The sequence below is a fragment of the Pseudomonas sp. SG20056 genome, from assembly GCF_031764535.1.
Classification (GTDB): domain Bacteria; phylum Pseudomonadota; class Gammaproteobacteria; order Pseudomonadales; family Pseudomonadaceae; genus Aquipseudomonas.
The window spans coordinates 2516334-2541108 of record NZ_CP134499.1 but is presented as its reverse complement, the minus strand read 5'-3'; the positions used below and the strand labels follow the sequence as shown (position 1 = coordinate 2541108).

Below are 24775 nucleotides of genomic sequence, written 5' to 3'. Positions count from 1 at the left end.
AACAGCGGCGTAAGCCAGCGAACTTTACTTATTAATTTAGTGGCCGTATGCAATCACAGGGAACTGCGCCATGTTCTGGAACAAGAATAAGAACGCCTCTACCAGTACCAACGCAGCACCTAGCCGCTCGCCCCTAGCTCTGTCCCTCGAACCACGCATGCTGTTCGACGGCGCCGTGGCTGCCACCGTGGCCGATGCCGCCGCGAATCAGCCCACCGCGACTCCCGACGCTCAGGAAAGCACCCCCACCGATGCCTCCAACCACGACGGACTGGCAGCCACGCCTACCGCCGGCACCGCCGACCAGCGCCAGGAAGTGGTGTTCATCGATGGCCAGGTAACCAATAAGCAGCAATTGATCGACGGCCTCGCACCAGGCACCGAAGTGGTCGTGCTCGATAGCAGCCAGGATGGTTTGCAGCAGATCGCCGACTACCTGGAGGGGCGTGAAGGCATCGATGCGATCCATATTTTCAGCCACGGCGGCGCAGGCAAGCTATTGCTTGGCAACACCTGGATCGATGCAGGCACCCTCGATGCCCGCAGCGATGTATTGGCCCAGCTCGGAAGCGTGTTCAGCGAACAGGGCGACCTGCTGCTTTACGGATGCGATGTCGCCAGCGGCGATAAGGGCGCCGACTTCATTCAACGCCTGGCAAGCGCTACGGGCACCGACGTGGCGGCGAGCAACGATGACTCAGGCTCAAGCAGCGTTGGCGGCGATAGCGAACTGGAAGTGCACATCGGTGGGGTGGAAGCGGCAGCGCTGTCGCTGGAGTCCTATCAGGCAAAGCTCGACGGCGGCACACTTGCCTACAGCATGACGGGCGACCAAAACTTCGGATCAGTATTCAACGACGGCGAGGGCGGCACCCTGAACCTGTCGGGACTTGATCTAAACATCTACTTCATCGACTCGACTGGAATCACCACTGGCAACGTGATCGGCTGGCATCCAAACGACTATCCTGGCCAATATCCTGAAACACCTACGCTTGCATCGGATGTCTACTGGAATGGACAAGCCAATGCCCGTCCTGATCGCATGGTCATAGAGTCTGCCGACGGCAGTCAATTCAACTTCGAAAGTATCACCCTCGTCGACCATCAGTGGTTTTCCTATCCCGGCTCCCCTTGGACCAGCAATGACATTCTGCAGACCGTCACGGCTTACAGGGATGGAGCACAGGTTGCCTACGCGGAGTTTTTCATACCGCTGAACACCGCTAGCGGCATCTACACTATCAACCAGACAAACGTACTCAGCGACATAGACTTTCAGTCAGCCGACAAGATCGTTTTTGGATATGCCGGTGCCAACAACGGCATGCACTACGGATTCAACAATGTCGTGATTGGCAGCTCCAATGCAGCTCCCGTAGTCAGCGGCCTCAACAGCGACTCCGTGACCTTCACCGAAGGCGGCAGCCCCGTGCTGTTGGACACAAGTACCCTTGCCACGGTGACCGACAGCGACTCGGCCAACTTCGACACGGGCAATGTCACCGTATCCATCACAGGCAACGGAGTGAGTGCGGAGGACGTACTGTCCATCCGCAACCAGGGCACAGGCGCCGGCCAGATCGGCGTATCCGGCGCTGCCATTACTTACGGCGGGATCCAGATCGGCACGTTCAGCGGCGGCACTGCCGGCAGCAACCTGGTCATCACCCTCGATAGCGACGCCACGCCTGCTGCCGTTCAGGCGCTGGTACGCAACCTGACTTACTCCAACAGCAATAACGACAACCCCAGTAGCGCAGAGCGTACCGTACGAATCACCGTCAGCGACGGCGATGGCGGCACCAGCAGCAATGCCGATGTCACGGTGAATGTCACACCGGTCAACGACCTCCCAACTGTGGCCAATGCCATTCCCAACCAGAATGCCAGCGAAGATGCGGCCTTCAATTTCCAGTTCGCCACCAACACCTTCAACGACGTGGATGCCGGTGCCCTGACCTATACCGCGCAACTGGCCGGCGGCGGCGCCTTGCCCGCCTGGCTCAGCTTCGATGCACTGACCCGCACCTTCAGCGGCACGCCACTCAACGCCCATGTCGGCACGCTGAGCATCGATGTCATCGCCAACGACGGCAACGGCGCAAACATTACCGATACCTTCGACATCGTCGTGGCCAATACCAACGATGCCCCCACTGTGGCCAACGCGACCCCCGATCAGAATGCCAGCGAAGACACGGCCTTCAGCTTCCAGTTCGCCGCCAACACCTTCAGCGACGTGGATGCCGGTGCCACCCTGACTTACACCGCGCAACTGGCCGGTGGCGGCCTCCTACCCGCCTGGCTCAGCTTCGACCCAGTCACCCGCACTTTCAGCGGCACGCCGAGCAATGCCAATGTTGGTGCGCTGAGCATCGATCTCATTGCCAACGACGGCAACGGCGGCAGCGTTACCGATACCTTCGGCATCGTCGTGGCCAATACCAACGATGCCCCCACACTGGCCAATGCCATTGCCAACCAGAATGCCAGCGAAGACACGGCCTTCAACTTCCAATTCGCCGCCAACACCTTCAGCGACGTGGATGCCGGCGACACGCTGACCTATACCGCACAACTGGCCGGTGGCGGCGCTCTGCCCGCCTGGCTCAGTTTCGATGCCGCCACCCGCACCTTCAGCGGCACGCCGGGCAACGCCGATGCCGGCACGCTGAGCATTGAAGTGACCGCCAGCGACGGCAATGGCGGCAACGTTAGCGACACCTTCGATATCGTGGTCAGCGCCGTCAACGATGCGCCAGTGATCAGCGCGCCCCCATCCATCGCCATTTTCGAGGATGAGCCGGGCGACCTGAGCGGCATCAGCTTCAGTGACGTCGACGCCGGCACTTCGCCGGTGACCGTGACCCTGTCGGTCCCCAGCGGTAGCCTGAGCGCAACCAGCGCCGCTGGCGTCACCGTGGGCGGCACCAGCAGCGCCATGACCCTGACCGGCAGCATCAGCGACATCAACACGTTTATCTCGGCTGCTGGCGTTGTATTCACCACCGCCAGCAGCGTCACTTCGGACGTCACGCTGACCATCGAGATCAACGATGGCGGCAACTCCGGCAGCGGCGGCGCACTGACCGACAGCACCACGCTGACCCTGGATGTAACCGCGGTGAACGATGCCCCGGTCAACTCGATACCTGCGGCGCAGAGCGTTGACCAGGATGCCAACCTGGTATTCAGTAATGGCAACGGCAACCAGATCAGCATCGGCGACGTGGATGCTGGCGCCAATAGTGTCGAAGTGACGCTCAGTGTCACCAATGGCGTGCTGATACTCGCCGGCACCGCTGGTCTGTCATTCACCACTGGCGATGGCACCGCGGACTCCAGCCTGGTCTTTAGCGGCAGCATTACCGATATTAACGCCGCCCTGGCCACCCTGACGTACTCGCCTACCAGCGGCTACAACGGTGCAGCTGTCCTGTCTATCACCACCAGTGACCTGGGCAGCAGCGGCAGCGGTGGTACACAGACCGATACCGATAACGTCAATATCACGGTCAACAGCCTCAACCCGCGGATAACCGATGTCAGCGCCTCCACACCGGATGGCAGCTACAAAGTGGGCGATACCATTACCATCACCACCACCTTCAACCAGGCAGTGACGGTCGACACCACTGGCGGCACGCCCACACTGCTGCTGGAGACAGGCCTCACCGACCGCATCGCGACCTATGTATCCGGCTCCGGCAGCAACACACTGACCTTCAGTTATACCGTGCAACCCGGCGACCTCAGCGCCGACCTGGACTACCAGTCCACTGCAGCCCTGTCGCTCAATGGCGCGACCATCCAGAACATCACCGCCGACAATGCCGTACTCACCCTGCCGACTCCGGGCACTGCTGGCTCCCTGGCCGCCAATGAAGCCATTGTCATCGATGGGGTTGCAGCCACTGTCAGCTCGGTATCGGTACCGGCCAATGGCGTTTATGTAGCGGGCGACAACCTGGACTTCACCGTCAATCTGTCGGAGAACGTAACAGTCGATACCAGCGGGGGCACGCCCCGCATAGCGATCACCCTGGATACCGGTGGCACTGCCTATGCCAGCTACCTATCGGGCTCAGGCACAAGCGCACTGGTCTTCCGCCTGACAGTGGTTAGCGGTCAGATGGACAGCAACGGCATCAGTCTGGGCAGCAGCATTGATGCCAATGGCGGCAATCTGCGCGATACGGCTGGCAACAACAGCACCACCACGCTGAACGCAGTAGGCAGCACGACCGGCGTATTGGTCGATGCCGTTGCTCCGCAAGTAAACGCCATCAGCCTGGACGCTGCCTCGCCCACCAATGCATCCAGCGTCACCTTTACCGTGACTTTCACTGAAGATGTCAGCGGTGTCGATATCAGTGACTTCAGCCTGGCAACCAGCGGCAGCGTCAGCGCCAACCTGCAATCGCTGACACAGATTGATCCACGCACCTATCAAGTAACGGTCGACACCATTACCGGGCTTGGCAGCCTGGGCTTGAACCTCAATGCCAATGGCACTGCAATCATCGATAGCGTCAACAATGCCACTGCCGGAGCCTTTACCGGTCAGGCTTACACCATAGGTATTCCCGCAGTAACGCCAACGCCCGATGTCGCCGGCGACCCGGAATTCCGTACCAACACGCCGAGCCTGCCACCGACACCGCCCGCTGCACCCCTGCAGCCAACGCTGCCGTTGGTGATACCAGCGCCGACTCTTTCGCCACTCATTCCGCCGCCCTTGTTCGAGGTGCCCACCCTGGGCAGCGGTATTCCGACCCTGGGCAATATCTTCATCAACCAGAACGCCCTGGCGCCGAGCTTTATTGCCCAGGTCTTCGCCAGTAGCTCCAGCGATGCCGGCGGCGATGGTTCGGGAAGCGGTTTCCTCGGCTTTGGCGGCGGTGATGGCGGAGTCTTCGGTTCCAGCAGCCTGTCCAACCTATTCGGCCAGGACAGCATGCAGGAGTCTGAGCAATTGGAAGTCTTCGACGGCAAACAATGGGGCAGCACTGAAAGCAGTGCCCAAACAGGAAGAGGTGTATTGGGCGCACCAACGCTGAGCCAACAACTGCAAGAGCTGCACGAGGACGAGCAACGCCAGGTGCGCGAACTGGCCCAGGCACTGGGTCAGCTTGAGAACGTACAAGCACAAGCCTGAATACGACGACAAAATTAAATAACAAGATTCAAGCCGTTTTTAGGGGGCGGCCAAGGATGAATAAAAACCAAAAAATGCTCGGCGTAAGCCTGCTTGCGCTGGCCATCAGCGGTTGCGCCGTCACCAGTCAGCCCATCGACCGCAGCGTCAGCGAACAACGCGCCCAAACTGACCTGCAGAACATGTTCAAGGATCAGGAGCCGCTCAATGGCCCGCTGACCCTGCATGACGCCATGGCCCGCGCGGTCAAGTACAACCTTGAAAGCCGCCTTAAGGTGATGGAAGAAGCCCTGGCGCAGCGCCAGGTCGACCTCGCCACCTTCGACATGCTGCCGCGCATGGCGCTCTCTGCAGGCTACGCTGGGCGCGACAATGTCAGCGCCTCCAGCAGTGAGAGCATTCAGACCGGAACCCAGTCGCTTGAGCCCTCCACCTCGCAGGATCGCGACCGTGGAGTAGCTGACCTGACCATGGTGTGGAACGTGCTGGACTTTGGCGTGGCCTACGTCAGCGCTAAGCAGCAAGGCGATCAACGCCTGATAGTTGAAGAACGCCGCCGCAAAGTGCTCAATACAATCATCCAAGATGTGCGCTCGGCTTATTGGCGAGCCCTGGCGGCAGAGCGCCTGCTCAGCCAGATCGACAGCCTGATGGTGCGGGTCAACCAGGCCCGCGATAACAGCCAACGCCTGAGTGAGCAACGCATCGGCGACCCGATTCAAGCCCTCAGCTATCAACGCGCGCTGATCGAAGCCACCCGCCAGTTGGAAGATCAGCGCCGCGCCTTATCCCTGGCCAAAACCGAGCTGGCTACGCTGATCAACCTGCCAATCGGCAGTACTGTCAGCCTGGCGGCCAGCGATGATTACCCAGTGCCCCAGCTCAAAGTCGACCTTGGCGTACTAGAGCAGGAAGCCCTGGCTACCCGCCCGGAGCTGCGTGAGCAGGACTACCAGGCGCGCATCAGCGCCGCAGAAACACGCAAGGCGATGCTGCGTCTGTTGCCAGGTCTGGAGTTCTCGGCCGGCGGCCACTACGACAGCAACAGCTTTCTGGTTAACCAGAGCTGGGCCGACTATGGCGTGAAGATCACCTGGAACCTGTTCAATGTGCTGTCGGCCCCTGCCTCCATCAATGTCGCCAAAGCCGGTGAGCAAGTAGCCGAAGCACGCCGTCAGGCCATGTCCATGGCGATTCTGGCGCAGCTCTATGTAGCCAACGCCAACTTCAACGAATCCCAGCGCCAGTTCCAGACCAGCCAACAACTGGCCGGGCTCGATAGCCAAATCGTCGAGCAACTGCGTAACCGCTATAAAGCCCAGGACATTGGCGAACTGGAGCTGATTCAGGGCGAACTGAATGCACTACAGGCCAACCTGCGCCGTGACCTGGCATATGCCGAATTGCGCAATAGCTACGGCCAACTGTTCGCCAGCGCGGGGCTTGACCCGCTGCCGGAACAACTGCCATCAAATGAGCTGATTGCAATTTCACAGGCGCTAGCTAACCAAGAGGCCCGCTGGCATGCCGGAGAGCTGTAGCTGTAAGCCTTAACCGTCGTTGAGTCAACTCGCAGAGATTCATATTAGAGGTTTGCCCCTAAGCGTCTGCTTTTGGCCGATTTGAGCCCGATGTTAGTGGCGATTCTCGGCCACAAATCGCGCTATCAATTATTTCAGCAAGCAGTACCGCCTCCTAGTTCTCTGCACTGTTTACGTAAAGATTCATTTATCGCGGCGTATAACTGTTCGGCGTTTCTTTGGCTTGCGTTCTGGCTTATCGCTGCTCGGCACATGCAGATAGGACATCACGCTTTCAGTCAGCTCAGCGGCCAGTTGTACGGCTTCTTTGTTGCGCGCCATCACGCCGGCGACCAGGCCTTCGATCAATGCCAGTACAGAGGTATTGGAACTGATCAGCACCGGGTGATCTGCAGGGGCGAACAATGCATGTTTGGCGATGGTGGTCAGCGGAGATGCAGGCGAGTCGGTGATCGCGAGAACGGTCGCGCCGCGTTCGCTGGCAAAGCGCGACAGCTGCAGGGTATCGAGGGAATAGCGCGGCAGGGAGATCGACAGCAGCACGTCATGTTCGGTTATTGCCGCCAGGCGATAGGCGGCGTTTTCGTTGCCACCTTCCATGCTCACCGCCGTGGCATCGGCGCAGAACGGCACCAGGTTGGCGGCTGCCAGGCCGGCCATATAGGCGCTGTTGCCGAAGCCCAAGATATAGATCTTGCGCGCCTGGGTCAGGCAGCTGACGAAGGCCTCGAAGGTGTCTGCGCTGTTGTTGGTGCCGGCGGTGGCCAGGTTGCTGCTGGCGATTTGCACCTGCTCGTGCAGGCCGAAGGCGCCGTCTGGACGATGGGCCAACTCGTTGCGCAGCTTGTCCACCGGCGACACCATCTGCTGCAGGGTGCTGACCAGTTCGGCTTTCAGCCCGGTATAGCCGCCCAGGTCGATGGCCTTGGCCAGGCGGTTGACGGCGGCCGCCGAGGTGGCGGTCTCCACCGCCATTTCCTCGATGGTCAGGGTCGCGGCTTTCAACGGGTGGCGCAGGATAAAGTCGGCCACCTTGCGCAGCGAGGGCTGCAGGTGCGGGGCGATTTCCGCCAGTTTGCGCATCACCGGGGCGGAGTAGACGGTTACGTTCTTGGCAGAAGTCGGCATGGATGGGCTTTCAGCACGTTGAAGGGTTGGGCGTGCACGCCGGGTCGGGGCGGGCCTGGGTCGTTGCGGCTGAAGTGTATCCGAAGCCGACCGCGGCTGTGGCATTGCGCACGGTCGGCCTGTAGGCGCCGTCTATTTAAGGCTACCCGCGAGAAACTGCTGCAAACGCTCAGACTTGGGCTGGGCCAGAACTTCGCGCGGACAGCCGCTTTCTTCGACGCGGCCCTGATGAAGGAACAGCAACTGGTTGGACACCTCGCGGGCAAAACCCATTTCGTGGGTGACCACCACCATGGTGCGGCCTTCCTCGGCCAGGTCGCGCATGACCTTGAGCACCTCACCGACCAGCTCCGGGTCCAGCGCCGAGGTCGGCTCATCGAACAGCATCACCTCAGGTTCCATCGCCAGGGCGCGGGCGATGGCCACGCGCTGCTGCTCACCGCCGCTCATGTGCGCGGGGTAGGCATCCTTGCGATGGGCGACGCCGACTTTCGCCAGGTAGTGTTCGGCTTTCTCGCGGGCTTCTTTCTTGTTCATGCCCAGTACATGCACCGGCGCTTCCATCACATTGTCCAGGGCGCTCATATGCGACCACAGGTTGAAGTGCTGAAAGACCATGGCCAGGCGCGAGCGCATGCGCTGTAGCTGCTTGGCGTCGCTGGCCTTAAGTGCGCCGGTGGCGAGGCTCGGTTGCAGTTTCAGCTCTTCGTTATTAAGCAGGATGCGTCCGCTGTGCGGCTGCTCCAGCAGGTTGATGCAGCGCAGGAAGGTGCTTTTGCCCGAGCCGCTGGAGCCGATGATGCTGGTGACATCGCCAGCCTTGGCGGTCAGGGACACGCCCTTGAGCACTTCATGGGTGCCATAGCGTTTGTGCAGGTTGTCGATTTGCAAGGTGTACATGGCAGCGGATTCTCTTGTTGTTAGTCGGTAAGCAGGCGGCCCTGGCGAATCGGCTGCGCGCCTGCGACCTTGGCCAGCCACAGGCCGGGTTGGGCATAGCGCAGACGCTCGCGGGCGTAGAGGATTCCTGAGGTTGTGGCGTGTACCACGGAGTGCTGATCGCTCAGCGGGTCGATCACCTCGAACAGCGGGTCGCCGAGCTTTACCCGCGCGCCTAGCGGTTGCAGAAAGCTCACCACGCCGGGGTGCGGCGCGTAGGCGTACTGCGCGCCGGCAAAGGGCGTGGCTTCACAACAGGTGAAAGGCGCGGCGGGCCAGTCGCCGCTGATCAGCCCTTGGTCTGCGAGAAAGCCGAGAATATCGTCGGCACTGTGCTGCGCCTGCGTGCGATCGGTATCGGCCATGCCGCGCAGCTCGATGGTGGTAGCCATACAGGCCAGCGGAATAGGGGCCCGCGGGTAGCGCTCGGCCAGGCGCAGCCAGGGTACGGCGCAGGCTTCATCGAAGGAGTTGCCGCCGCTGTCTTCAGCCAGCAACACCGCGCCGGCACGCAGGCGGGCGGCCAATGGCTGCAGGCTTGGCCAATGCTGGGGCAGGGCGTAGAGCAACATGATCGATTCGAAATCACAGTGCAGGTCGAGTACCAGATCAGCGTCGCAGGCCTGTCGCAGCAGTAGGTGGCGCAAACCGTCCAGCTCCGATCTGGCGGATGGCAGCTCGGCAATGGCCTCGCGCATCAGGCGGCGAATCAGCGTCACGTTGGCTTGCCCGTCGTCGCCCAGGCGGCCTTCCAGTTGTGGCGCGATCAGCTCGGCCAGCGCGGGAAAGTCGCGGTTGAAGTTCTGCCCACTGGCCAGGTCGAAGCGGCCCTGATGAGTGGCCTGAAACATCTGCCCCAGGCCAATCGGGTTGGCTACCGGCACCAGTTCGATTACCCCGTTGAGGCGGCCCTGCTGTTCCAGTTCGAGTAGCCGCTGTTTGAGCTCCACCGCCACGCGCATACCCGGCAGCTCATCGGCATGCAGGGAAGCCTGGATATAGGCCTTGCGCGGGCCGCTGCCAAAACGAAACACCGAGAGCCGGCGTTCCGTGCCCGCCGTGCTCCAGGGCAACCGGTGCTGAATATGTTCCATGGCGTTCCCTTAATTCTTGCGCGGGGCCAGGTGGGCCAGCCAGCGGCCTTCGGCCAGCTTGAACAGGCGCACCAGGATAAAAGTCAGGCACAGATAGAACAGCCCTGCGGTGATAAAGGCCTCGAATGGCATGTAGTAGCGCGAACTGACGGTGCGCGCCGCGCCGGTGATATCGATCAGGGTGACGATCGAGGCCAGCGACGTGGTGTGCAGCATCATGATCACTTCATTGCTGTACTGCGGCAGCGCCCGGCGCAGTGCCGACGGCAGGAGGATGCGGCGGTACAGGGTGAAGCGCGACATGCCCACGGCTCTAGCGGCTTCGATCTCGCCATGGGGCGTCGCCTTAAGGCTGCCGGCGAGGATCTCCGCGCTATAGGCGCTGGTGTTGATGGCAAATGCCAGGCAGGCGCAGAAGGTGGCGCTGGAGAAATACGGCCACAGCACGCTCTCTCGCACCGCCTCGAACTGCGCCAGGCCGTAATAGATGAGGAACAGCTGCACCAGCATTGGCGTGCCGCGGATTACATAGGTGTAGAGCCAGGCCGGGCCGTTGAGCCATGGCGCGCGTGAAACGCGCAGCAGCGCCAATGGAATGGCCAGCGCCAGACCGAGCGCGAGGGCGATAAACAGCAGCTTGAAGGTCACCAGTACGCCGCTGCCGTAGAGCGGCAGGCTGTCGGCAATCAGTTGGAAATCGAGCACGGTAGAAGGTCTCGCTTAGAGTTCGGCCAGGCGGGTGCCCACGGAATAGCGTTTTTCCAGCAGGCGTAGGGCCAGCAGGGACACGGTGGTGAGCAATAGATACAGCGCGGCAACCGCGAGGAAAAAGGTGAAGGGTTCGCGGGTGGCGTCGGCGGCGTTCTTGGCTTTGAACATCATGTCCTGCAGGCCGACCACGGAAATCAGCGCGGTGGCCTTGGTCAGCACCAGCCAGTTATTGGTAAAGCCGGGGATGGCGAAGCGGATCATCTGCGGTACCAGAATCCGCCAGAACACCTGCATGCCGCTCATGCCGTAGGCCGCACCGGCTTCGGCCTGACCTTTAGCGATGGCCATAAAGGCGCCGCGGAAGGTTTCCGAGAGGTAGGCACCGAAGATAAAGCCCATGGTGCAGATCCCGGCGATAAAGGGGTTGATGTCGATGTACTGATCATGGCCGAGTAGCGGAGCCACGCGGTTTACCAGGTCCTGCCCGCCGTAAAAGATCAACAGAATCAGCACCAGATCAGGGATGCCGCGAATAACCGTGGCGTAGCCTTCGCCGAGTAGTGCCAGCCATTTCAGTGGTGACAGGCGAAACGCTGCGCCAACCAGGCCCAGGGCAATTGCCAGGGTCATGGAAGTCAGGGCCAGACTGAGGGTCAGCCAGGCGCCCTCGAGAATGGTTGAGCCGTAGCCGTGGAGCATGATGGGGTTCCTCACGCAGAGGCCGAATGGCCTGCGCTACAACGAGAAAAAGGTGCCTCTCAGTGGAGGCACCCATGAGGCATTAGCTGTACTTACTTGCCGTAGATGTCGAACTCGAAGTACTTGGCCTGCACGTCCTGATACGTGCCGTTGGCGCGAATTGCGTCGATGGCGGCGCTGATACGGGCGGCGTTTTCGCTGTCGCCTTTGCGTACCGCGATTCCGGCACCCTTGCCGAAGTATTTCGGGTCGTTGAAGTCCGGGCCGACCAGGGCGAAACCCTTGCCGGCTGGGGTTTTGATAAAGCCTTCATCGATGTTGATGATGTCCGCCAGGGTGGCGTCCAGGCGACCGGAAGCCAGGTCGAGGAAGGCTTCGTTCTGCGAGGCGTAGCGCACGACTTCAATGCCGGCGGCTTCGAACTGGTCCGAGGCAAAGCGATCGTAGGTGGAGGCGCGCTGTACGCCGACTTTCTTGCCTTTGAGATCGACCAGTGGGTCCTTGATTTCGCTACCGGCCTTCATCGCCAGCTTGCCGGGGGTGTGGTAGTACTTTTTGCTGAAATCCACCGACTTCAGGCGGTCTTCGGTGATCGACATGGACGACAGCACGGCGTCGACCTTGCGTACTTTCAGCGAGGGGATCAGGCCGTCGAATTCCTGTTCGACCCACTCACATTTGACCTTCATTTCCGCACACAGGGCGTTGCCGATGTCGTAGTCAAAACCGCTGATTTTGCCGTCCGGGGTTTTGAAGGCGAAGGGTGGGTAGGCCGCCTCGATACCGATGCGTAGGTTGTCCTGGCTGGCGACACTGAATGTGCTGACGGCGCTGAGCGCCAGAGCGCCGAGAAGTACGATCTTGTTCATCTTATTGACTCCTTGATGGGGCGTTTGGGTTTGCGCTGATCGTCATGCCTGGGCCTGCGATCAGCAGGTACTGCCTGCAGCAATGGCCTCGCCAGATGGCGCGGCATACAACCTGAAGCCTTGTGGGCTTCTGTTCGTTTCGGCCGGGCTAAGTAGGCCTGGCCTGGGGTTTGAGTGTGGATATGTGTGACACGTTTATTTTCATAAAGCTACTTATTAGAAATATTTGTGTCAAATGCGTTCTGTCGGATAAATGGCTCAATCCGCTCTAGCACGGCGGATAGCTGCTGGTGAAGATTTTTTTGGCGCTGTTGGAGCGACAAGCTGTCGGCGCTAAAGGCTTGATCGGGTTTTCCTGTTGGTATATAAAATTTCACAAAGCGAGATTGTGAAAATTTAAATTCACAGCCGAAAAGCCAGGACTGGCACGGTGTTTTACCTGCTGCAGGGAGGCGCTGACGGGACCGGAACACCGGCTCGCAAGAGTTCTCATAACAAGAGCAATAAGAATGAAAAAGCAGCTGAACAAGCGCGTGGCGGTGGCCGCCCTGATCCTTTCCTGTGCAAGCTCTGCAGCCCTGGCTGAAGGTCATTTATTGGCCGTCGGCGGCATGCTGCGCGCGAGCAACTCGCCGGTGTACGCCAAGTTCATCGAACTGGCCGGTGGCCAGAAAGATGCGCGCATCGTGATCATGCCAACTGCCAGCGGCAGCCAGGGTTCGAGCAAGCGCTTTATGAGCGAGCTGGTGGCCCTCGGCATCCCGGCCGAGCGCATCAGCATCGTCGGTATCGACAAGAGCAACTACCAGACAACCATGAACGATGCTGCCGTGGTCAAGCCGCTGCGCGAGGCCAGCGCGGTGTGGTTTGTCGGTGGCGATCAGGCGCGTATCGCCCGCGCGCTGTTCAATGCCGATGGCAGCCCGTCGTTGCTGATGCAGGAAGTGCGCAAGGTGTATGACAAGGGCGGCGTGGTCGCCGGTACCAGCGCTGGTGCCAGCATCCTCGGCGCGCAGATGCCCACCGCTTATGGCGTGGTCATGGATACCCTGGACTTCGGCGTGGCCAGCAAGGCCGACCAGCGCGGCGCGGCGGTGCTGAAAGGTTCGGGCCTGTTCAGCGGTGGCATCATCGATCAGCACCTCGACCAGATCGAGGAAACCAGTACCGGCCGCGCTGCGCGCATGGCTACCTACCTCGCCGATCAGAAGTCCACACGCGGCTTCGGCCTGGATACCAACACCGCCATGTGGGTAAACCCCGAGGGCCAGGTGCAGGTGCTGGGCGAGGGCTACCTGACCGTGATGGACGCCAGCCAGGCCGAGAAAAAATTCGGTGTGTACGGCACCCAGTTGAGCAATGTGCGGCTGGCCATGCTCGGCAACGGCGACCGTTATGACCTGGCCAACGGCAAGGTGCAGCCTGCCGAAGGCAAAGCCGCCATCGAGGCCGGCAACGAATACCTGGTGGGCAACCAGCTGATCACCGATCTGTCGGCCGTTTCGGCAATTGGCCGCGCGGTGCTCTATGGCCTGGCGGACAACACCGCGATGCGTCAGGTCGGCCTGATGACCCGCTACAACCCGCTCAACGGCTACCACTACGGCTATCGTTTCGAGTTCAGCAAAACTGCGGACTTCAGTGCCCACAGCCAGTTCTACGATTCGCTGACCAACTACAGCGTCAACGGTGTGCGCCTGGATATTCGCCCGGTCAACGCCACCCTTGGCGACCCGGCGAGCAGCGCGCCTAAAGATGCTGGCAATGGCGCAGCGGGCGATGCGATTCGCGCCGTGAGCTTCCGCGGCCTGATGACCCTCAATGAGCAGAACGCCTTCGAGCCGCAACGGCCGATCAGCCGTCTGGAACTGGCCAACGCCCTGCAGATGACCCTGGCCGCCGAGCCCAAGCTGGACGCGCTGCCCAAGCTCAGCGACATCGGCGCGGATGATCCGATGCGCGATCAGCTCAATGCGGTGCTTTCCAATGGCTGGATGACCAGCGATGAGGCGTTCGCCGGTAACCAGCCGGTCACCCGCAAGGAATGGGCGCTGGCCTGCAAGTCACTGGTCGAGCGCTATCAGGGCATCAGCCTGGCGAAAACCGCTGCGCTGACGGATCTCGCTGGCGTCGATAAAGCCTATGCCGACTCTGCCAGCCTGACGGTGGGCGAGGGCTGGTTGCAGGCCGAGAAGGGTCGCTTCAACCCGGATGCTCCGGTCAGTCGAGCCGAAGTGGCGCAGACCCTGGCCAAGGTCAGTGGCTTGCTCAAGCTCTGAGCTAAACCGCCAAGCGCCGCGCTTATCCGCGGCGCCCCAATCACCGATGAAGAGCGTGAGTCCCTGTATGCAACTGAGCAGGCTGGAATCCTTCGCCCTGGAAAAACTCCTGCAGCCGCTGCAGCGCGCCGAGTTGGCTGCCGTGCAGCCAGCGCTGCAGGTCTTGCAGCGGGTGCAAACCAGCGCCGGCTTCTACTCGATTATCCAACTGCCGACCGGCATCGCGGCGTTGCCACAGAACCACGAGCTGGAGTGGTCATTCAAGCTCAAGCGCCTGAAAGCCAAGGGTTATTTCGTTTGCTGGGCGGAGTCGTCAGCGACCCTGTGCCTGGAGGCGGTGATCAGCAAGGGCGTGTGTCCGCCCGAGCTGTCGCTGGAGCAGTTTGCCTAGCGGCAGTGCTGGAAGGAATGCGTCGCTGCCCGGCGACGGATTTTCAAAATGTTCAATAAAAAACCAATGGAGTAAGCCATGAACGTTGTAAAACTGAGCCTGATCGCCCTGGCAGTTGCCGCGGCCAGCTCGCAACTGGCAGTCGCCGGCGAGCAGCAAGAGTCCAAGGGCTTTATTGCCGACAGCACGCTGAACCTGCTCAATCGCAATTTCTGGATGCACCGCGATTACCGTAACTCCACACGCAATATTCGCGATGAGTGGGCCCACGGTATCCAGGCGCATTATGTGTCCGGCTTTACCCAGGGCACCGTCGGCTTCGGTGTCGATGCCCATGGTTATGGCGGCATCAAGCTCGATGGCGGGCGCGGCAGCGTGGGCAACGGCATCATGCCGGTGGACGGCGATGGCCGCATCGAAGACAACACCGGCGAGCTGGGCGGCGCGGTCAAGCTACGGGTTTCCTCCACTGTGTTGAAGTTCGGTGAGCAGCGTCCCACCGCCCCGGTTTTCGCCACTGGCGACTCGCGCCTGCTGCCGGAAACCGCAACTGGCTTCCAGCTGTCGAGCAGTGAGTTCGATGCACTCTCCCTCGAAGCGGGCCATTTCACCGCGATCAATCGCCGCAACTCGAGCAACTCCGATGGCGAGCTGACCAGTGAATACGCGGAAGTCGAAGCACGCAGTGTCGACTTCGTCGGCGGCACCTACAACTTCACCGACAACCTCAGCGTGGCGCTCTACGGCAGCGAAGCCGAAGACATCTGGCGTCAGTACTTCGCCAACGTCTACTACACCATCCCGTTGGCTGACGATCAGGCGCTGAACTTCGACCTGGTGGCCTACAAGACCGATGACCAGGGCGATGCCCTGGCAGGTGAGCTGGATACCCTGACCTACTCGCTGAAAGCCGCCTACAGCTTCGGCGCGCACAAGCTCAGCCTGGCGTACCAGAAGGTCAACGGCGACGAGTTCTTCGACTACATCGGCGGCGACTCGATCTGGCTGGCCAACTCCGTGCAGTACTCCGACTTCAACGCCCCCAACGAGCGTTCCGTGCAGGTGCGTTACGACCTGAACATGGCGACCTTCGGCGTACCGGGCCTGAGTTTTATGGCGCGTTACATCAAGGGTGATGACATCGACGGCACCAAGGCCGATCCGAATGGCGCCTTCGCCGGCTGGGCGGGCGATGACGAGAAGCATTGGGAGCGCGATCTGGAAGCCAAGTACGTGGTGCAGTCCGGCGCCGCCAAGGACCTGTCCCTGCGCCTGCGTCAGGCCACGCACCGCTCCACCGCATTTGACAGCGACCTCGACGAAGTACGCCTGATCGTCGAGTACCCGCTGAGCATTCTGTAAGGCAGTCGCCGGCCGCTCATGCTGGTGAAGCGGCCGGTTGTTTATTCAAGGTCAGCTCCCATTGCTCCTTTGGCCTTAAGGCGCCCTGTGCGGCGCCTCTTTTCTCGGCTTGGAGCCTGGCCTCTGACCCCAGGCTGTTTCTTTGACAGCGCTTGCAAGGGGCACCGAAATGCTACGAGCAACCCTATTTATGCTGGGCTTGATGCTGCTAAGCAGTGCTCAGGCGCAGCCCCTGCGTATCGCCATGGAAGGGCAGTTTCCGCCCTTCGAGCAAATCGATGCGAGCGGCCAATTGCGCGGCTTCAATGTCGATATCGCCCAGGCCCTGTGTCAGGCCATGGCGGCCGATTGTCAGCTGGTCAGGTTTGCCTGGGACGATTTGATTCCGGCGCTCAATGAGCAGCGTGCGGACCTGATTCTGGCGTCCATGTCGATCACCGCGCAGCGCGCCGAGCTGGTCGATTTCACCGCCAAATATGCGCAAACCCCGGCGTTCTTCTTCTCCCGCAAGGGCCTGGTCAATCAGGTGATCATCACTCCAAGGCGCATTGCCGGCAAACGCCTGGGCGTGCAGCGCGACACCACCTATGACCGCTTCCTGACTGACAAATACCAGCAGCATACCGAGGTGCTGCGCTTCGATTCCGCCGAGGGCATGTACCAGGCGCTCGGCGCAGGGCGCGTCGATCTGGTGCTGGATGACGCGGTGTCCGGCTATTTCGGCTTTCTCGACACGGCCCAGGGCCAGGGTTTCGAGCAGGTCGGCAACAAGGTGGTTGCGCCCAAACACTTTGGCAAAGGCCAGGGCATCGCCGTGCGCAAGGGCGATCACGTGCTGCGTGAGCGGCTGGACCGAGCCCTCAGCGTGATTCTCAGCAACGGCGTCTACAAGCGCATCGAGAAGCAGTACTTCAAACAATTCACGGTGTATTAGCCGAAGGAGTCAGCCACCCAGAGAGCCACGCGGCGTTATCTGCAGCAGTTCCCGTTTTACAACTCTCACAACAAGCGTGCGCCGAGCGCACATCGGAGAACTCGAACCATGATCAGATCATTTATGCGGTGCAGCGCGTTGCTGCTCGCCCTTCTACCCGTCACCGGCTACAGCGCCGGCCCGCTGATATTGATTGGCGGCGGCCTCAAGGATGACAACACGGCGATCTATCAGCGCCTGATTCAACTGGCCGGTGGCAACGGTCAGGCGCGGATTGGGGTGATCACCGCCGCCTCGATCCCGGAAAGTGACGACCCGGATGCCGGCACTGCCGATGCCGCCAACTCCAAAGCCAATGGCGAGTTCTATGCCCAGCTGTTGGAGACTTATGGCGCGGCTGATGCGCAGTGGATCCCCATTGACCTGGATCAGATCGGCAATAACAGCAATCCGCAGGTGGTCGCGCAGATCAACAGCATGACCGGCTTCTTTTTCGGCGGTGGCGACCAGTCGCGCCTGACCCAGACCCTGCAAACCGCGACCCGTGCCGACAGCCCGGCATTGGCGGCGATTCGTGCGCGGCATAATGCTGGTGCGGTATTGGCGGGTACCAGCGCCGGCACTGCGATCATGGTGCAAGGGCCAATGGTCACCGGCGGTGAAAGCTATGACGGCCTGCGTTATGGCGTTTACACCACCCCAAGCGGAGATGACCTGGCGTACGACATGCAGGGCGGTTTCGGCTTCTTCAACTACGGCTTGCTCGATACCCACTTCAGCGAGCGTGGCCGTCAGGGCCGGATTGTTCGCCTGGCCGACTATACTCAGGTGCCATTCGCCTTCGGCGTGGATGAAAATACCGCTTTGCTGGTGCAGAACAACCCGACCTTGGGTCAGATGGAAATGGAGGTCATCGGTGAAAACGGCGTGTTTATCTTCGACCTGCGTAACAAAGAGCGTGGTACCGGCAGCAGCTACGCCCTGTATGACGTGCTGGGCAGCTACCTGACAGCGGGGGATCGCTATCGCCCGGTAACCGGTCAGTTTGTCATCGCCAGCGGCAAGTCCAGCCTGCGCGGCCGCGAGCGCTACAGCTCGGCGATGACCGTGACCACCGATATCTTCAGCAGCCCCAACAACAGTGGCGCGAATGGCCGGCGCAAACCGCGCGAGTTCGTCAAAGTCAGCGCCGATCTGTTCGACAGCCGTGTGGCCAGCACCCTGGGACGTACTTATGAAACCAATCCGCGCTTTCGCGTCGACCTGTTCAAAAGCAGCCAGTTCGATAGCCACGGTTATCAAGGCACAATCGCAGGCAAGAACATGACCTCGTACCTACGTCTTTTGATGGATTTCCGCCCGAACTGAAAATAATTGTGCGCTAATGTAATGGGCCGCGATGCGTGGCAGCTGAAACAGGGGGCGACGTTGTATTGGATTCACTGAAAGTCCCTGCAAGCGACTTCTTTTGGCCGGTTCCCGCTCATCGTCAGGGGCAGCAACCGGCCAGGGGCGGTTCCTCGGGCACGTCCGCTTCTGGCCGTTTTCTGCCGATCGCGGGATGTAGCCTTCTGGTCAATTCGGCTTTTTAATCCGTGGGTGGTCAGTACAGATGCAACTGACTGGTCAGATGGGGGCAACTGCGCAATTCGTTAGAAATGAGCCGATTAACGCCTCTATTCGGCTCAATGGCCGGTACGCGTGTAGTTCAAGGGTTACAAAAATGGGAGGCGTCTCCCACGTGTTGATTCTGGCCCCATAAGCTCATGGATGGGTATGCCTGGTGTGTAAGGTTTATTGAATCTGAAAAAAGCTCACCATCGGGTTCTAATTTCGTGATTCTATAAACCATATGCTTGCCGCTGGTTTAAGTTTCGTCTAATTTGCTCATTATGAATGCGCAAAAATCAGAAAAGCTAAACTCTTTGCTAGTTGGGTTAGGTGACCGAGATCTGGTCTCTACCGCCTGGTTAAAGGAGCGCGGCTATAGCAGCAGTCTCGTATCGAGGTATATCGCCAGCGGTTGGTTGGATTCACCTGCGCGAGGTGTTTATCAACGACGGGGAGGGCGCCTGACCTGGGCTGGCGTGGTGCGGGCACTACAGAGCGGTGACGGACTTCAACTGCATGTAGGTGGGCGTTTTGCGCTGGCTTGGCACGGGCACGAGCACTACTTGCGCTTGGGGGAATCCGAGACCGTCACGCTTTATGGTTCTGAATACCTCCCCGGATGGGTGAGTAAGCTCCCGCTTAAGGCCAAGGTGATGCTTTGTGGAAGAAGTCCCTTTGATCTGGAATCACCCAAATTCAATGCAGAGACGACAGACGAGGCTCTACGAGCAATAGGCCTTGAGTGGGTCGATGCCGATGGTGACTTTGGCCGCATGGTGTTTTCTACGCCGGAGCGTGCGCTGCTTGAGCTTTGTGATGGCGTATCCGATGCCTCACTTGCCTATGAGGTTGATGCGCTAATGCAAGGTGCAGATACGTTACGTCCTCTGCGGGTCAGCATGCTGCTTCGGCATTGCACCAGCATAAAGGCCAAACGGTTGTTTCTGGCTCTTGCCGAGCGTCACCAGCATGCCTGGTTGGCTCATGTCTCGTTGGATGGCGTATATCTCGGTAAGGGAAAGCGATGCTTAGTTCCGGGTGGACGCTTGAACCCAACCTACCAAATAACCTTACCGGGGGATCTGGATGAGCACCTGGGATAAACGTTACACCGACCGCGTTCAGTTGCTGGTGGATATCCTTCCAACTCTGGCGAAAGAAACCCGTTTTGCTCTTAAGGGTGGCACCGCAATCAACCTTTTTGAGCACGACCTGCCCAGACTGTCAGTAGACATTGACCTGACCTGGCTACCGGTGCAGGACTTTGTTCAGGACGTCACGCAGATATCAGATGCTTTGCAGCAGTTGGCTCAACTGCTTAGCGCACCTCCACTGAATCTTCAGGTGTTGTGGTCAACGAATTCTGGACAGGGGTTTAGGTCTATCCGGCCAGTAATTCGGCCTCCACTGGCGTTTTGCATCCGTTGTAGCTGTGTGGCCGTTGATGGTTGTAGTAGTCCGTCAGATAGCGCAGCACGTCCGCCTCAGCGTGGCCTTGACTGGTATAGCCGTGCTCCGGCATCCACTCCGTTTTCAGGCTTCTGAAGAAACGTTCCATTGGGGCGTTATCCCAGCAGTTGCCACGGCGGCTCATGCTCTGTTTGATCTGGTAACGCCACAGCATCTGGCGGAACTCGATGCTGGTGTAATGGCTGCCTTGGTCAGAGTGAAACATCAGCTGCTGCGGGCAACCACGGGACTCAAACGCCACGCGCAAAGCGCGCGTCGTAAGTTGCGAGTCTGGTCGATTGGACAACGCCCAGCCCACGATGCGGCGCGCATACAGATCCATCACCGCCGCCAGGTAGATCCAGCGATTACCCGCCCAGATGTAGGTCACGTCGCCGCACCACACTTGGTTGGAGCCGCTCACTGTGAACTGCCTATCCAGCTCATTCGCCGCGATGGCATTTTCACCATCAGCCCGCCGATAACGATGCTTGCGCAATTGCGAACTGAACAGCCGGGCCTCTTTCATCAGGCGTCCGGCAAGGAAACGACCCACCGCGACACCCTGTATCCGCAGCGCCGCTGACAATGTTCTTGCCCCAGCTGAGCCTCGACTTTGTAGATGAAGCTCAGTGGCCAGCTGGCGCAATACAATCCGCCGATGATCTATCCGGCGGCGTCGCTTGCAGGCGTCGTAGACACTGCTGCGATGTACGCCAAATACGCGGCACAGCTCGGCTCGTGGATATCGCTCGCCCAATACCTCGATCAGGCTTATTGATCGAGGGAGTCCGACATTAAGAGAGCGGTAGCCTTTTTTAGGATCTCTTTCTCCCGCTCTAAACGCCGAACCTGGGCCTCAAGGTCTTGTATGCGTTTCTGCTCGGGAGTCATGGCCTTACTGCGCGGCGAGGTTGTGCCACCACGCTCACTGCGCAGTTGCTCTACCCATCGGCGCAATGCCGTCGGGCCTACGCCCATTGACTTGCATGCTTCGGGAATTGAATAACCTTGATCCAGAACCAGGCCGGCTGCTTCGAGTTTGAAATCTGTACTGAAAGATCTTCTGGTCACGTAAACACCTCATTGCTGGGCGAAGCTTAACGCCCTATCGGGGTGTCCAGAATCATTGAGCCACAACAATACTGCAGGACCGTGGTCGGGAAATGTCTACTGGAGGGAGTTTATAGAAAGAGAATGCCCGTACAGCAAGGTACGGGCATGTGCAGTCAGTCGTGTGGGCTTATTAGCCTTTTGGTTCGTTGGCCAGTGCTTTGATGAAGCCGATCATCATGGCCAACATCAGCACCATGAACGGCAGCCCCATGGCAACTGCGCCGGCCTGAATGCCTTTTAGAGCGGTGTCGCCGCCAATCACGAATAAGGTAATGGTCACCAGTGCAATCAGAATGAGCCAAAGGATGCGTTGAGCTGGCGAGGTTTCCGGGTCACCGCCAGCTGCCAGGTTATCTACAACCAGTGCGCCGGAGTCCACGGAGGTCACCATAAAGATGACCAGTAGTGCCACTACGAGCAGCGACGAGATGGCTGGAAGGGGCAGCACTTCGAGGAACTGGAAGATCGCCATGTTCACATCGGTCAACCCTTTTGCCAGGCTACTGCTACCGGCAATGACTTGCTCGATGGCGCCCAGGCCAAACGCGCTGAACCAAAGAATCGTAGCAAGTGTTGGGACCAACATAACCACGCCAACCATCTGACGCAGCGTGCGGCCTCGTGACACTCGAGCGACAAATACACCCACTAGCGGTCCCCAGGTGCACCACCACGCCCAATAGAATACGGTCCAGCCATGGAACCAGTCCTGATCGGGGCGACTAACCCAGTTGCTGAGTGGCGCAAAGTAGGTGGCGTAGTCGAGTGTGCTGCTCAGTACCCCGGAGAAAAAGCTCGCGGCGCCAACACCGAATACCACAAGCAATAGTAGGGCAAGCGCCAGCAGCATGTTGATGTTGCTAAGCAGCTTGACCCCAGCGTGCATACCACGCCAAAGGGAAATGGCTGCCAGCCCCGTTACAGTAACGAGAAAAACCAGTTGGAACAGAAACGAATTGGGAATGCCGAGAACATGGGTGATGCCAGCTGTTGCCTGCATCGCGCCGAGCCCCATCGAGGTGGCTAAGCCGAACACGGTTAGCACCACGGTGAACGTGTCGACGATATGTCCCGTTACGCCAGCATGCGCTTTGCCAATCAGTGGTTTGAGACCAGAACTCAGGGAGAACGGCAAACCCTTGTTAAACGCAAAGAAGCCAACTACCAACGCAGTAGTCAGGTAGATCGCCCAAGGGTGGAAGCCCCAATGGAAGATAGTTGCACCCATGGCCGCATGGGCAGCTTCCGGGGTGTTCTTAGCGACGTTGAGTGGGGTTTTCCACCATTCGGTGTATTGCGCTACGGGTTCGGCGACCCCCCAGTAAAGTAGACCCACTCCCATGCCGGCAGCAAACATCATAGAGAACCAGGAGTGTGTGCTGTATTCGGGTTTGGCGTCTTTTCCGCCCAAGCGAATCTTGCCGTATGGCGACAAAGCGATGCCTGCACAGAACAGCACCGCCAAATTGCCCATTATCATGATGAACCAGTCGCAGTTCTGCAGTATCCATCCTTTTGTCGCTTCCAGAGCTTTACCAAATTCGCTTGGGTCATAAAGCGCTGCCAATACCAGCGCAAGGACTATCAGGACGGATGCGGGAAAAATGATCGGGTGAACGTTCATTCCCATCATCCGTATATTGAGTGTGCTGGGTGAAGGACCATCTACGGCAATGTTTTTCATGGAGCCTCGCTATATTGTTTTTGTATTTGAAGGCGGTTCCGGCGAATGTTTACTGGCGTAAACATTCCACAAGGCAGTTAAAGGCGGAACCGTCCCTAGACTCGATAGTCAGTTAGCGGCCTGCACCTGACAAACCATTTTATTTCTTGTATTAGTGAAATTTTCTCATTAAAAATAAGATGTTAATACGCCCACAAAAAGCGCTCGGCAGATGCTTTGCATGCCGAGTAAGGCTATTTTTAATAGGTGTTTTGATTGAAATTGGCGTTTTGCGTTAAGCCTTTCCTTGCATGCTTTATGCGGGCGGATTTATGAGTTTTTATATAGAAAAGCCTTTGGTGGCCAATATTTAACCGGCGTGTAATAACCACTGACACGTTAAGTAATGGGGGTATTTACAGCTCATCGGGCAGGTGGGTCTCCGGCGTTTTCACTTAGTGCAGGCCGATTGGTGGCATGCCATTGGTGGCTTCCTTTACGGACACTCTGCCGGTTATATCTTCGGAGTTTTCACTAAGCTCGACGGGCTCGATAGCAACTGTGAGTGGTGAGCAAGCGAGGCCAATCGGAGTCGCCTGGTGATGCAGCGGCGCGTCACTTTGCAGGTGGGCACCTGTCACTTTGCTTTGTCCAACCATCAGGGCCAGCAGCGCGGCGCATGCAGCAGAGAAGTAGTACAAGCTCGCCGCGCCGAAATGCTCCATTGCCGCGCCGGCCAATAAGGGGCCAATGCAGGCTCCAACTCCATAGGCCACCAGCAGTAGGCCTGCCAGGGAAACCCGCAGTTCAGGTTCAACATTGTCGTTGGCTAATGCTACGCCCAGCGGATATAGGCAAAACTGTAAAAAACCGATGCAGGCCCCCAGCAAAAGTAGAAGAGTAAAAGGCACGGTCTGGTAGAAACCCAAGGGAAGAAAGACCAGGACCAACAGCACGGCGATACCGCGAATCAGGCTGGCACGTGGCAACCGATCCGAAAGCCAGCCCAGAGGTAACTGTGCGAGCAGCCCTGCGCCGATGGACAATGCCATGAACTGCCCTATCTGGGCGGTACTCAGGCCTTGACGGCTGCTGTATATGGCTGCCAGGCCGAAGAAGGCGCTATAGATCATGCCGGCCATCAGTACGGTGATCAGCGACTGCGGAACACGGCGGATAAACAGGCCGATATCCATCCGTGCCGGTTTCAACGCCGCCGGGTGCATGCTGCGCGTCAGGGCTACAGGGATCATGCACAGGGCGAAGGCCATAGCGACACCCAGCAGCGCGTGGATACCCAGATCGCCATTGAGACTCAAGGCCAGTTGGCCGAGCACCATGCCCACGTAGGTTGCCAGCATGTAGAGGCCCAATACCTTACCGCGCTCGTGGCTGCCGGCGCGGTCGTTCAGCCAGCTTTCCAGTACGATCAACTGACACATCATGGCTACGCCGACCAGCACGCGCAGGCCCAGCCAGAGGGGCAGGGCATTGCTGAACTCATGCGCCAGTACGGCAGCGGAGATCAGTCCTGCACTGGCGACATAGGTGCGGATGTGCCCAACCTGCTCGATCAGAATCTGGCCGACTTTGCCACCGATCACCATGCCCAGCGCATTGGCTGCCATCAGGGCTCCGCCCCAGAACGTTGCTACACCGTCTGCGCTCAAACGAAGAGCTAGGTAAGTCATTAGCAACGTTGAGCCCATCTGCATCAGCAGGCTGGCCAGGTATAGCGCCCCAAAGGTTCTGGTCAGGCCCAGCATGGTGCTGCCTCTTTATAGTGTGCGAGCAAGTACTGGTGCGGCAGCCCATATGGGGGCTTCGT

Annotated in this window: 17 protein-coding genes and 1 pseudogene; 9 read left to right on the top strand and 9 right to left on the bottom strand. The window is 59.3% G+C overall.

The features are described 5' to 3' along the window. The first annotated feature begins 70 nt into the window (after positions 1–70). Both RHP75_RS12115 and RHP75_RS12110 read left to right on the top strand, forming a co-directional pair. A complete protein-coding gene (locus RHP75_RS12115) occupies positions 71–5161 on the top strand; it encodes a putative Ig domain-containing protein (protein ID WP_311088403.1) in 5091 nt (1696 codons plus the stop codon). Between the two features lie 56 nt (positions 5162–5217). Continuing rightward, positions 5218–6702: a TolC family protein gene (locus RHP75_RS12110; protein ID WP_311088402.1), complete on the top strand. Its 1485-nt coding sequence runs from the start codon at positions 5218–5220 to the stop codon at positions 6700–6702. Positions 6703–6885: 183 nt separating this feature from the next. Here the strand turns inward: RHP75_RS12110 and RHP75_RS12105 are convergent, their stop codons facing one another. From RHP75_RS12105 to RHP75_RS12080, 6 genes are all read right to left on the bottom strand, one after another. Continuing rightward, a complete protein-coding gene (locus tag RHP75_RS12105) occupies positions 6886–7830 on the bottom strand; it encodes a MurR/RpiR family transcriptional regulator (RefSeq protein ID WP_311088401.1) in 945 nt (314 codons plus the stop codon). A gap of 132 nt (positions 7831–7962) precedes the next feature. Beyond that, positions 7963–8730, bottom strand: coding sequence for an ABC transporter ATP-binding protein (locus RHP75_RS12100; protein ID WP_311088400.1), 768 nt, complete (start codon positions 8728–8730; stop codon positions 7963–7965). Between the two features lie 20 nt (positions 8731–8750). Continuing rightward, positions 8751–9863: a M14 family metallopeptidase gene (locus RHP75_RS12095; protein WP_311088399.1), complete on the bottom strand. Its 1113-nt coding sequence runs from the start codon at positions 9861–9863 to the stop codon at positions 8751–8753. A 9-nt stretch (positions 9864–9872) separates the two neighbouring features. Then, a complete protein-coding gene (locus RHP75_RS12090; protein ID WP_311088398.1) occupies positions 9873–10568 on the bottom strand; it encodes an ABC transporter permease in 696 nt (231 codons plus the stop codon). A gap of 15 nt (positions 10569–10583) precedes the next feature. Then, on the bottom strand, positions 10584–11273 hold the full coding sequence (locus RHP75_RS12085) for an ABC transporter permease (protein WP_311088397.1): 690 nt from the start codon (positions 11271–11273) through the stop codon (positions 10584–10586). Positions 11274–11365: 92 nt separating this feature from the next. Beyond that, positions 11366–12142, bottom strand: coding sequence for an ABC transporter substrate-binding protein (locus RHP75_RS12080; RefSeq protein WP_311088396.1), 777 nt, complete (start codon positions 12140–12142; stop codon positions 11366–11368). 509 nt (positions 12143–12651) lie between these two features. On the opposite strand from RHP75_RS12080, the gene RHP75_RS12075 reads away from it, so the two are divergent. From RHP75_RS12075 to RHP75_RS12045, 7 genes and pseudogenes are all read left to right on the top strand, one after another. Continuing rightward, on the top strand, positions 12652–14421 hold the full coding sequence (locus tag RHP75_RS12075; RefSeq protein ID WP_311088395.1) for a cyanophycinase: 1770 nt from the start codon (positions 12652–12654) through the stop codon (positions 14419–14421). Positions 14422–14488: 67 nt separating this feature from the next. After that, positions 14489–14812, top strand: a complete 324-nt coding sequence (locus tag RHP75_RS12070) for a hypothetical protein (RefSeq protein ID WP_311088394.1) — start codon at positions 14489–14491, stop codon at positions 14810–14812. A gap of 78 nt (positions 14813–14890) precedes the next feature. Next, complete coding sequence (locus RHP75_RS12065) at positions 14891–16174, top strand: OprD family porin (protein ID WP_311088393.1); 1284 nt, start codon at positions 14891–14893, stop codon at positions 16172–16174. 169 nt (positions 16175–16343) lie between these two features. Then, positions 16344–17108 (top strand): transporter substrate-binding domain-containing protein, encoded by a 765-nt coding sequence (locus tag RHP75_RS12060; RefSeq protein ID WP_311088392.1) that lies wholly within the window; start codon positions 16344–16346, stop codon positions 17106–17108. Positions 17109–17216: 108 nt separating this feature from the next. Next, positions 17217–18476 (top strand): cyanophycinase, encoded by a 1260-nt coding sequence (locus RHP75_RS12055; protein WP_311088391.1) that lies wholly within the window; start codon positions 17217–17219, stop codon positions 18474–18476. A gap of 524 nt (positions 18477–19000) precedes the next feature. After that, positions 19001–19822 (top strand): type IV toxin-antitoxin system AbiEi family antitoxin domain-containing protein, encoded by an 822-nt coding sequence (locus tag RHP75_RS12050; protein WP_311088390.1) that lies wholly within the window; start codon positions 19001–19003, stop codon positions 19820–19822. Next, positions 19806–19988, top strand: a pseudogene (locus RHP75_RS12045) (nucleotidyl transferase AbiEii/AbiGii toxin family protein); the annotation flags it as partial. The gene RHP75_RS12050 and the pseudogene RHP75_RS12045, both read left to right, overlap by 17 nt. 112 nt (positions 19989–20100) lie before the next feature. On the opposite strand, the gene RHP75_RS12040 reads toward RHP75_RS12045, so the two are convergent. The 3 genes from RHP75_RS12040 to RHP75_RS12030 all read right to left on the bottom strand — a co-directional run bounded on the left by RHP75_RS12040 (position 20101) and on the right by RHP75_RS12030 (position 24656). After that, positions 20101–21242 (bottom strand): IS3 family transposase gene (locus tag RHP75_RS12040; RefSeq protein WP_311088389.1). Its coding sequence is split into 2 segments (ribosomal slippage): positions 20101–20990 and positions 20990–21242, totalling 1143 coding nucleotides; the frame shifts between segments, so codons are not numbered across the junction. A 172-nt stretch (positions 21243–21414) separates the two neighbouring features. Beyond that, positions 21415–22968: a BCCT family transporter gene (locus tag RHP75_RS12035; RefSeq protein WP_311088388.1), complete on the bottom strand. Its 1554-nt coding sequence runs from the start codon at positions 22966–22968 to the stop codon at positions 21415–21417. A gap of 434 nt (positions 22969–23402) precedes the next feature. After that, on the bottom strand, positions 23403–24656 hold the full coding sequence (locus RHP75_RS12030) for an MFS transporter (protein WP_311091917.1): 1254 nt from the start codon (positions 24654–24656) through the stop codon (positions 23403–23405). Positions 24657–24775 lie beyond the last annotated feature (119 nt).

Excerpts from the sequence above, each read along its gene's own strand:
- RHP75_RS12115 (WP_311088403.1), top strand. The coding sequence starts at position 71 with ATGTTCTGGAACAAGAATAAGAACGCCTCTACCAGTACCAACGCAGCA.
- RHP75_RS12110 (WP_311088402.1), top strand. The coding sequence starts at position 5,218 with ATGAATAAAAACCAAAAAATGCTCGGCGTAAGCCTGCTTGCGCTGGCC.
- RHP75_RS12105 (WP_311088401.1), bottom strand. The coding sequence starts at position 7,830 with ATGCCGACTTCTGCCAAGAACGTAACCGTCTACTCCGCCCCGGTGATG.
- RHP75_RS12100 (WP_311088400.1), bottom strand. The coding sequence starts at position 8,730 with ATGTACACCTTGCAAATCGACAACCTGCACAAACGCTATGGCACCCAT.
- RHP75_RS12095 (WP_311088399.1), bottom strand. The coding sequence starts at position 9,863 with ATGGAACATATTCAGCACCGGTTGCCCTGGAGCACGGCGGGCACGGAA.
- RHP75_RS12085 (WP_311088397.1), bottom strand. The coding sequence starts at position 11,273 with ATGCTCCACGGCTACGGCTCAACCATTCTCGAGGGCGCCTGGCTGACC.
- RHP75_RS12080 (WP_311088396.1), bottom strand. The coding sequence starts at position 12,142 with ATGAACAAGATCGTACTTCTCGGCGCTCTGGCGCTCAGCGCCGTCAGC.
- RHP75_RS12075 (WP_311088395.1), top strand. The coding sequence starts at position 12,652 with ATGAAAAAGCAGCTGAACAAGCGCGTGGCGGTGGCCGCCCTGATCCTT.
- RHP75_RS12070 (WP_311088394.1), top strand. The coding sequence starts at position 14,489 with ATGCAACTGAGCAGGCTGGAATCCTTCGCCCTGGAAAAACTCCTGCAG.
- RHP75_RS12065 (WP_311088393.1), top strand. The coding sequence starts at position 14,891 with ATGAACGTTGTAAAACTGAGCCTGATCGCCCTGGCAGTTGCCGCGGCC.
- RHP75_RS12060 (WP_311088392.1), top strand. The coding sequence starts at position 16,344 with ATGCTACGAGCAACCCTATTTATGCTGGGCTTGATGCTGCTAAGCAGT.
- RHP75_RS12055 (WP_311088391.1), top strand. The coding sequence starts at position 17,217 with ATGATCAGATCATTTATGCGGTGCAGCGCGTTGCTGCTCGCCCTTCTA.
- RHP75_RS12050 (WP_311088390.1), top strand. The coding sequence starts at position 19,001 with ATGAATGCGCAAAAATCAGAAAAGCTAAACTCTTTGCTAGTTGGGTTA.
- RHP75_RS12035 (WP_311088388.1), bottom strand. The coding sequence starts at position 22,968 with ATGAAAAACATTGCCGTAGATGGTCCTTCACCCAGCACACTCAATATA.
- RHP75_RS12030 (WP_311091917.1), bottom strand. The coding sequence starts at position 24,656 with ATGGGCTCAACGTTGCTAATGACTTACCTAGCTCTTCGTTTGAGCGCA.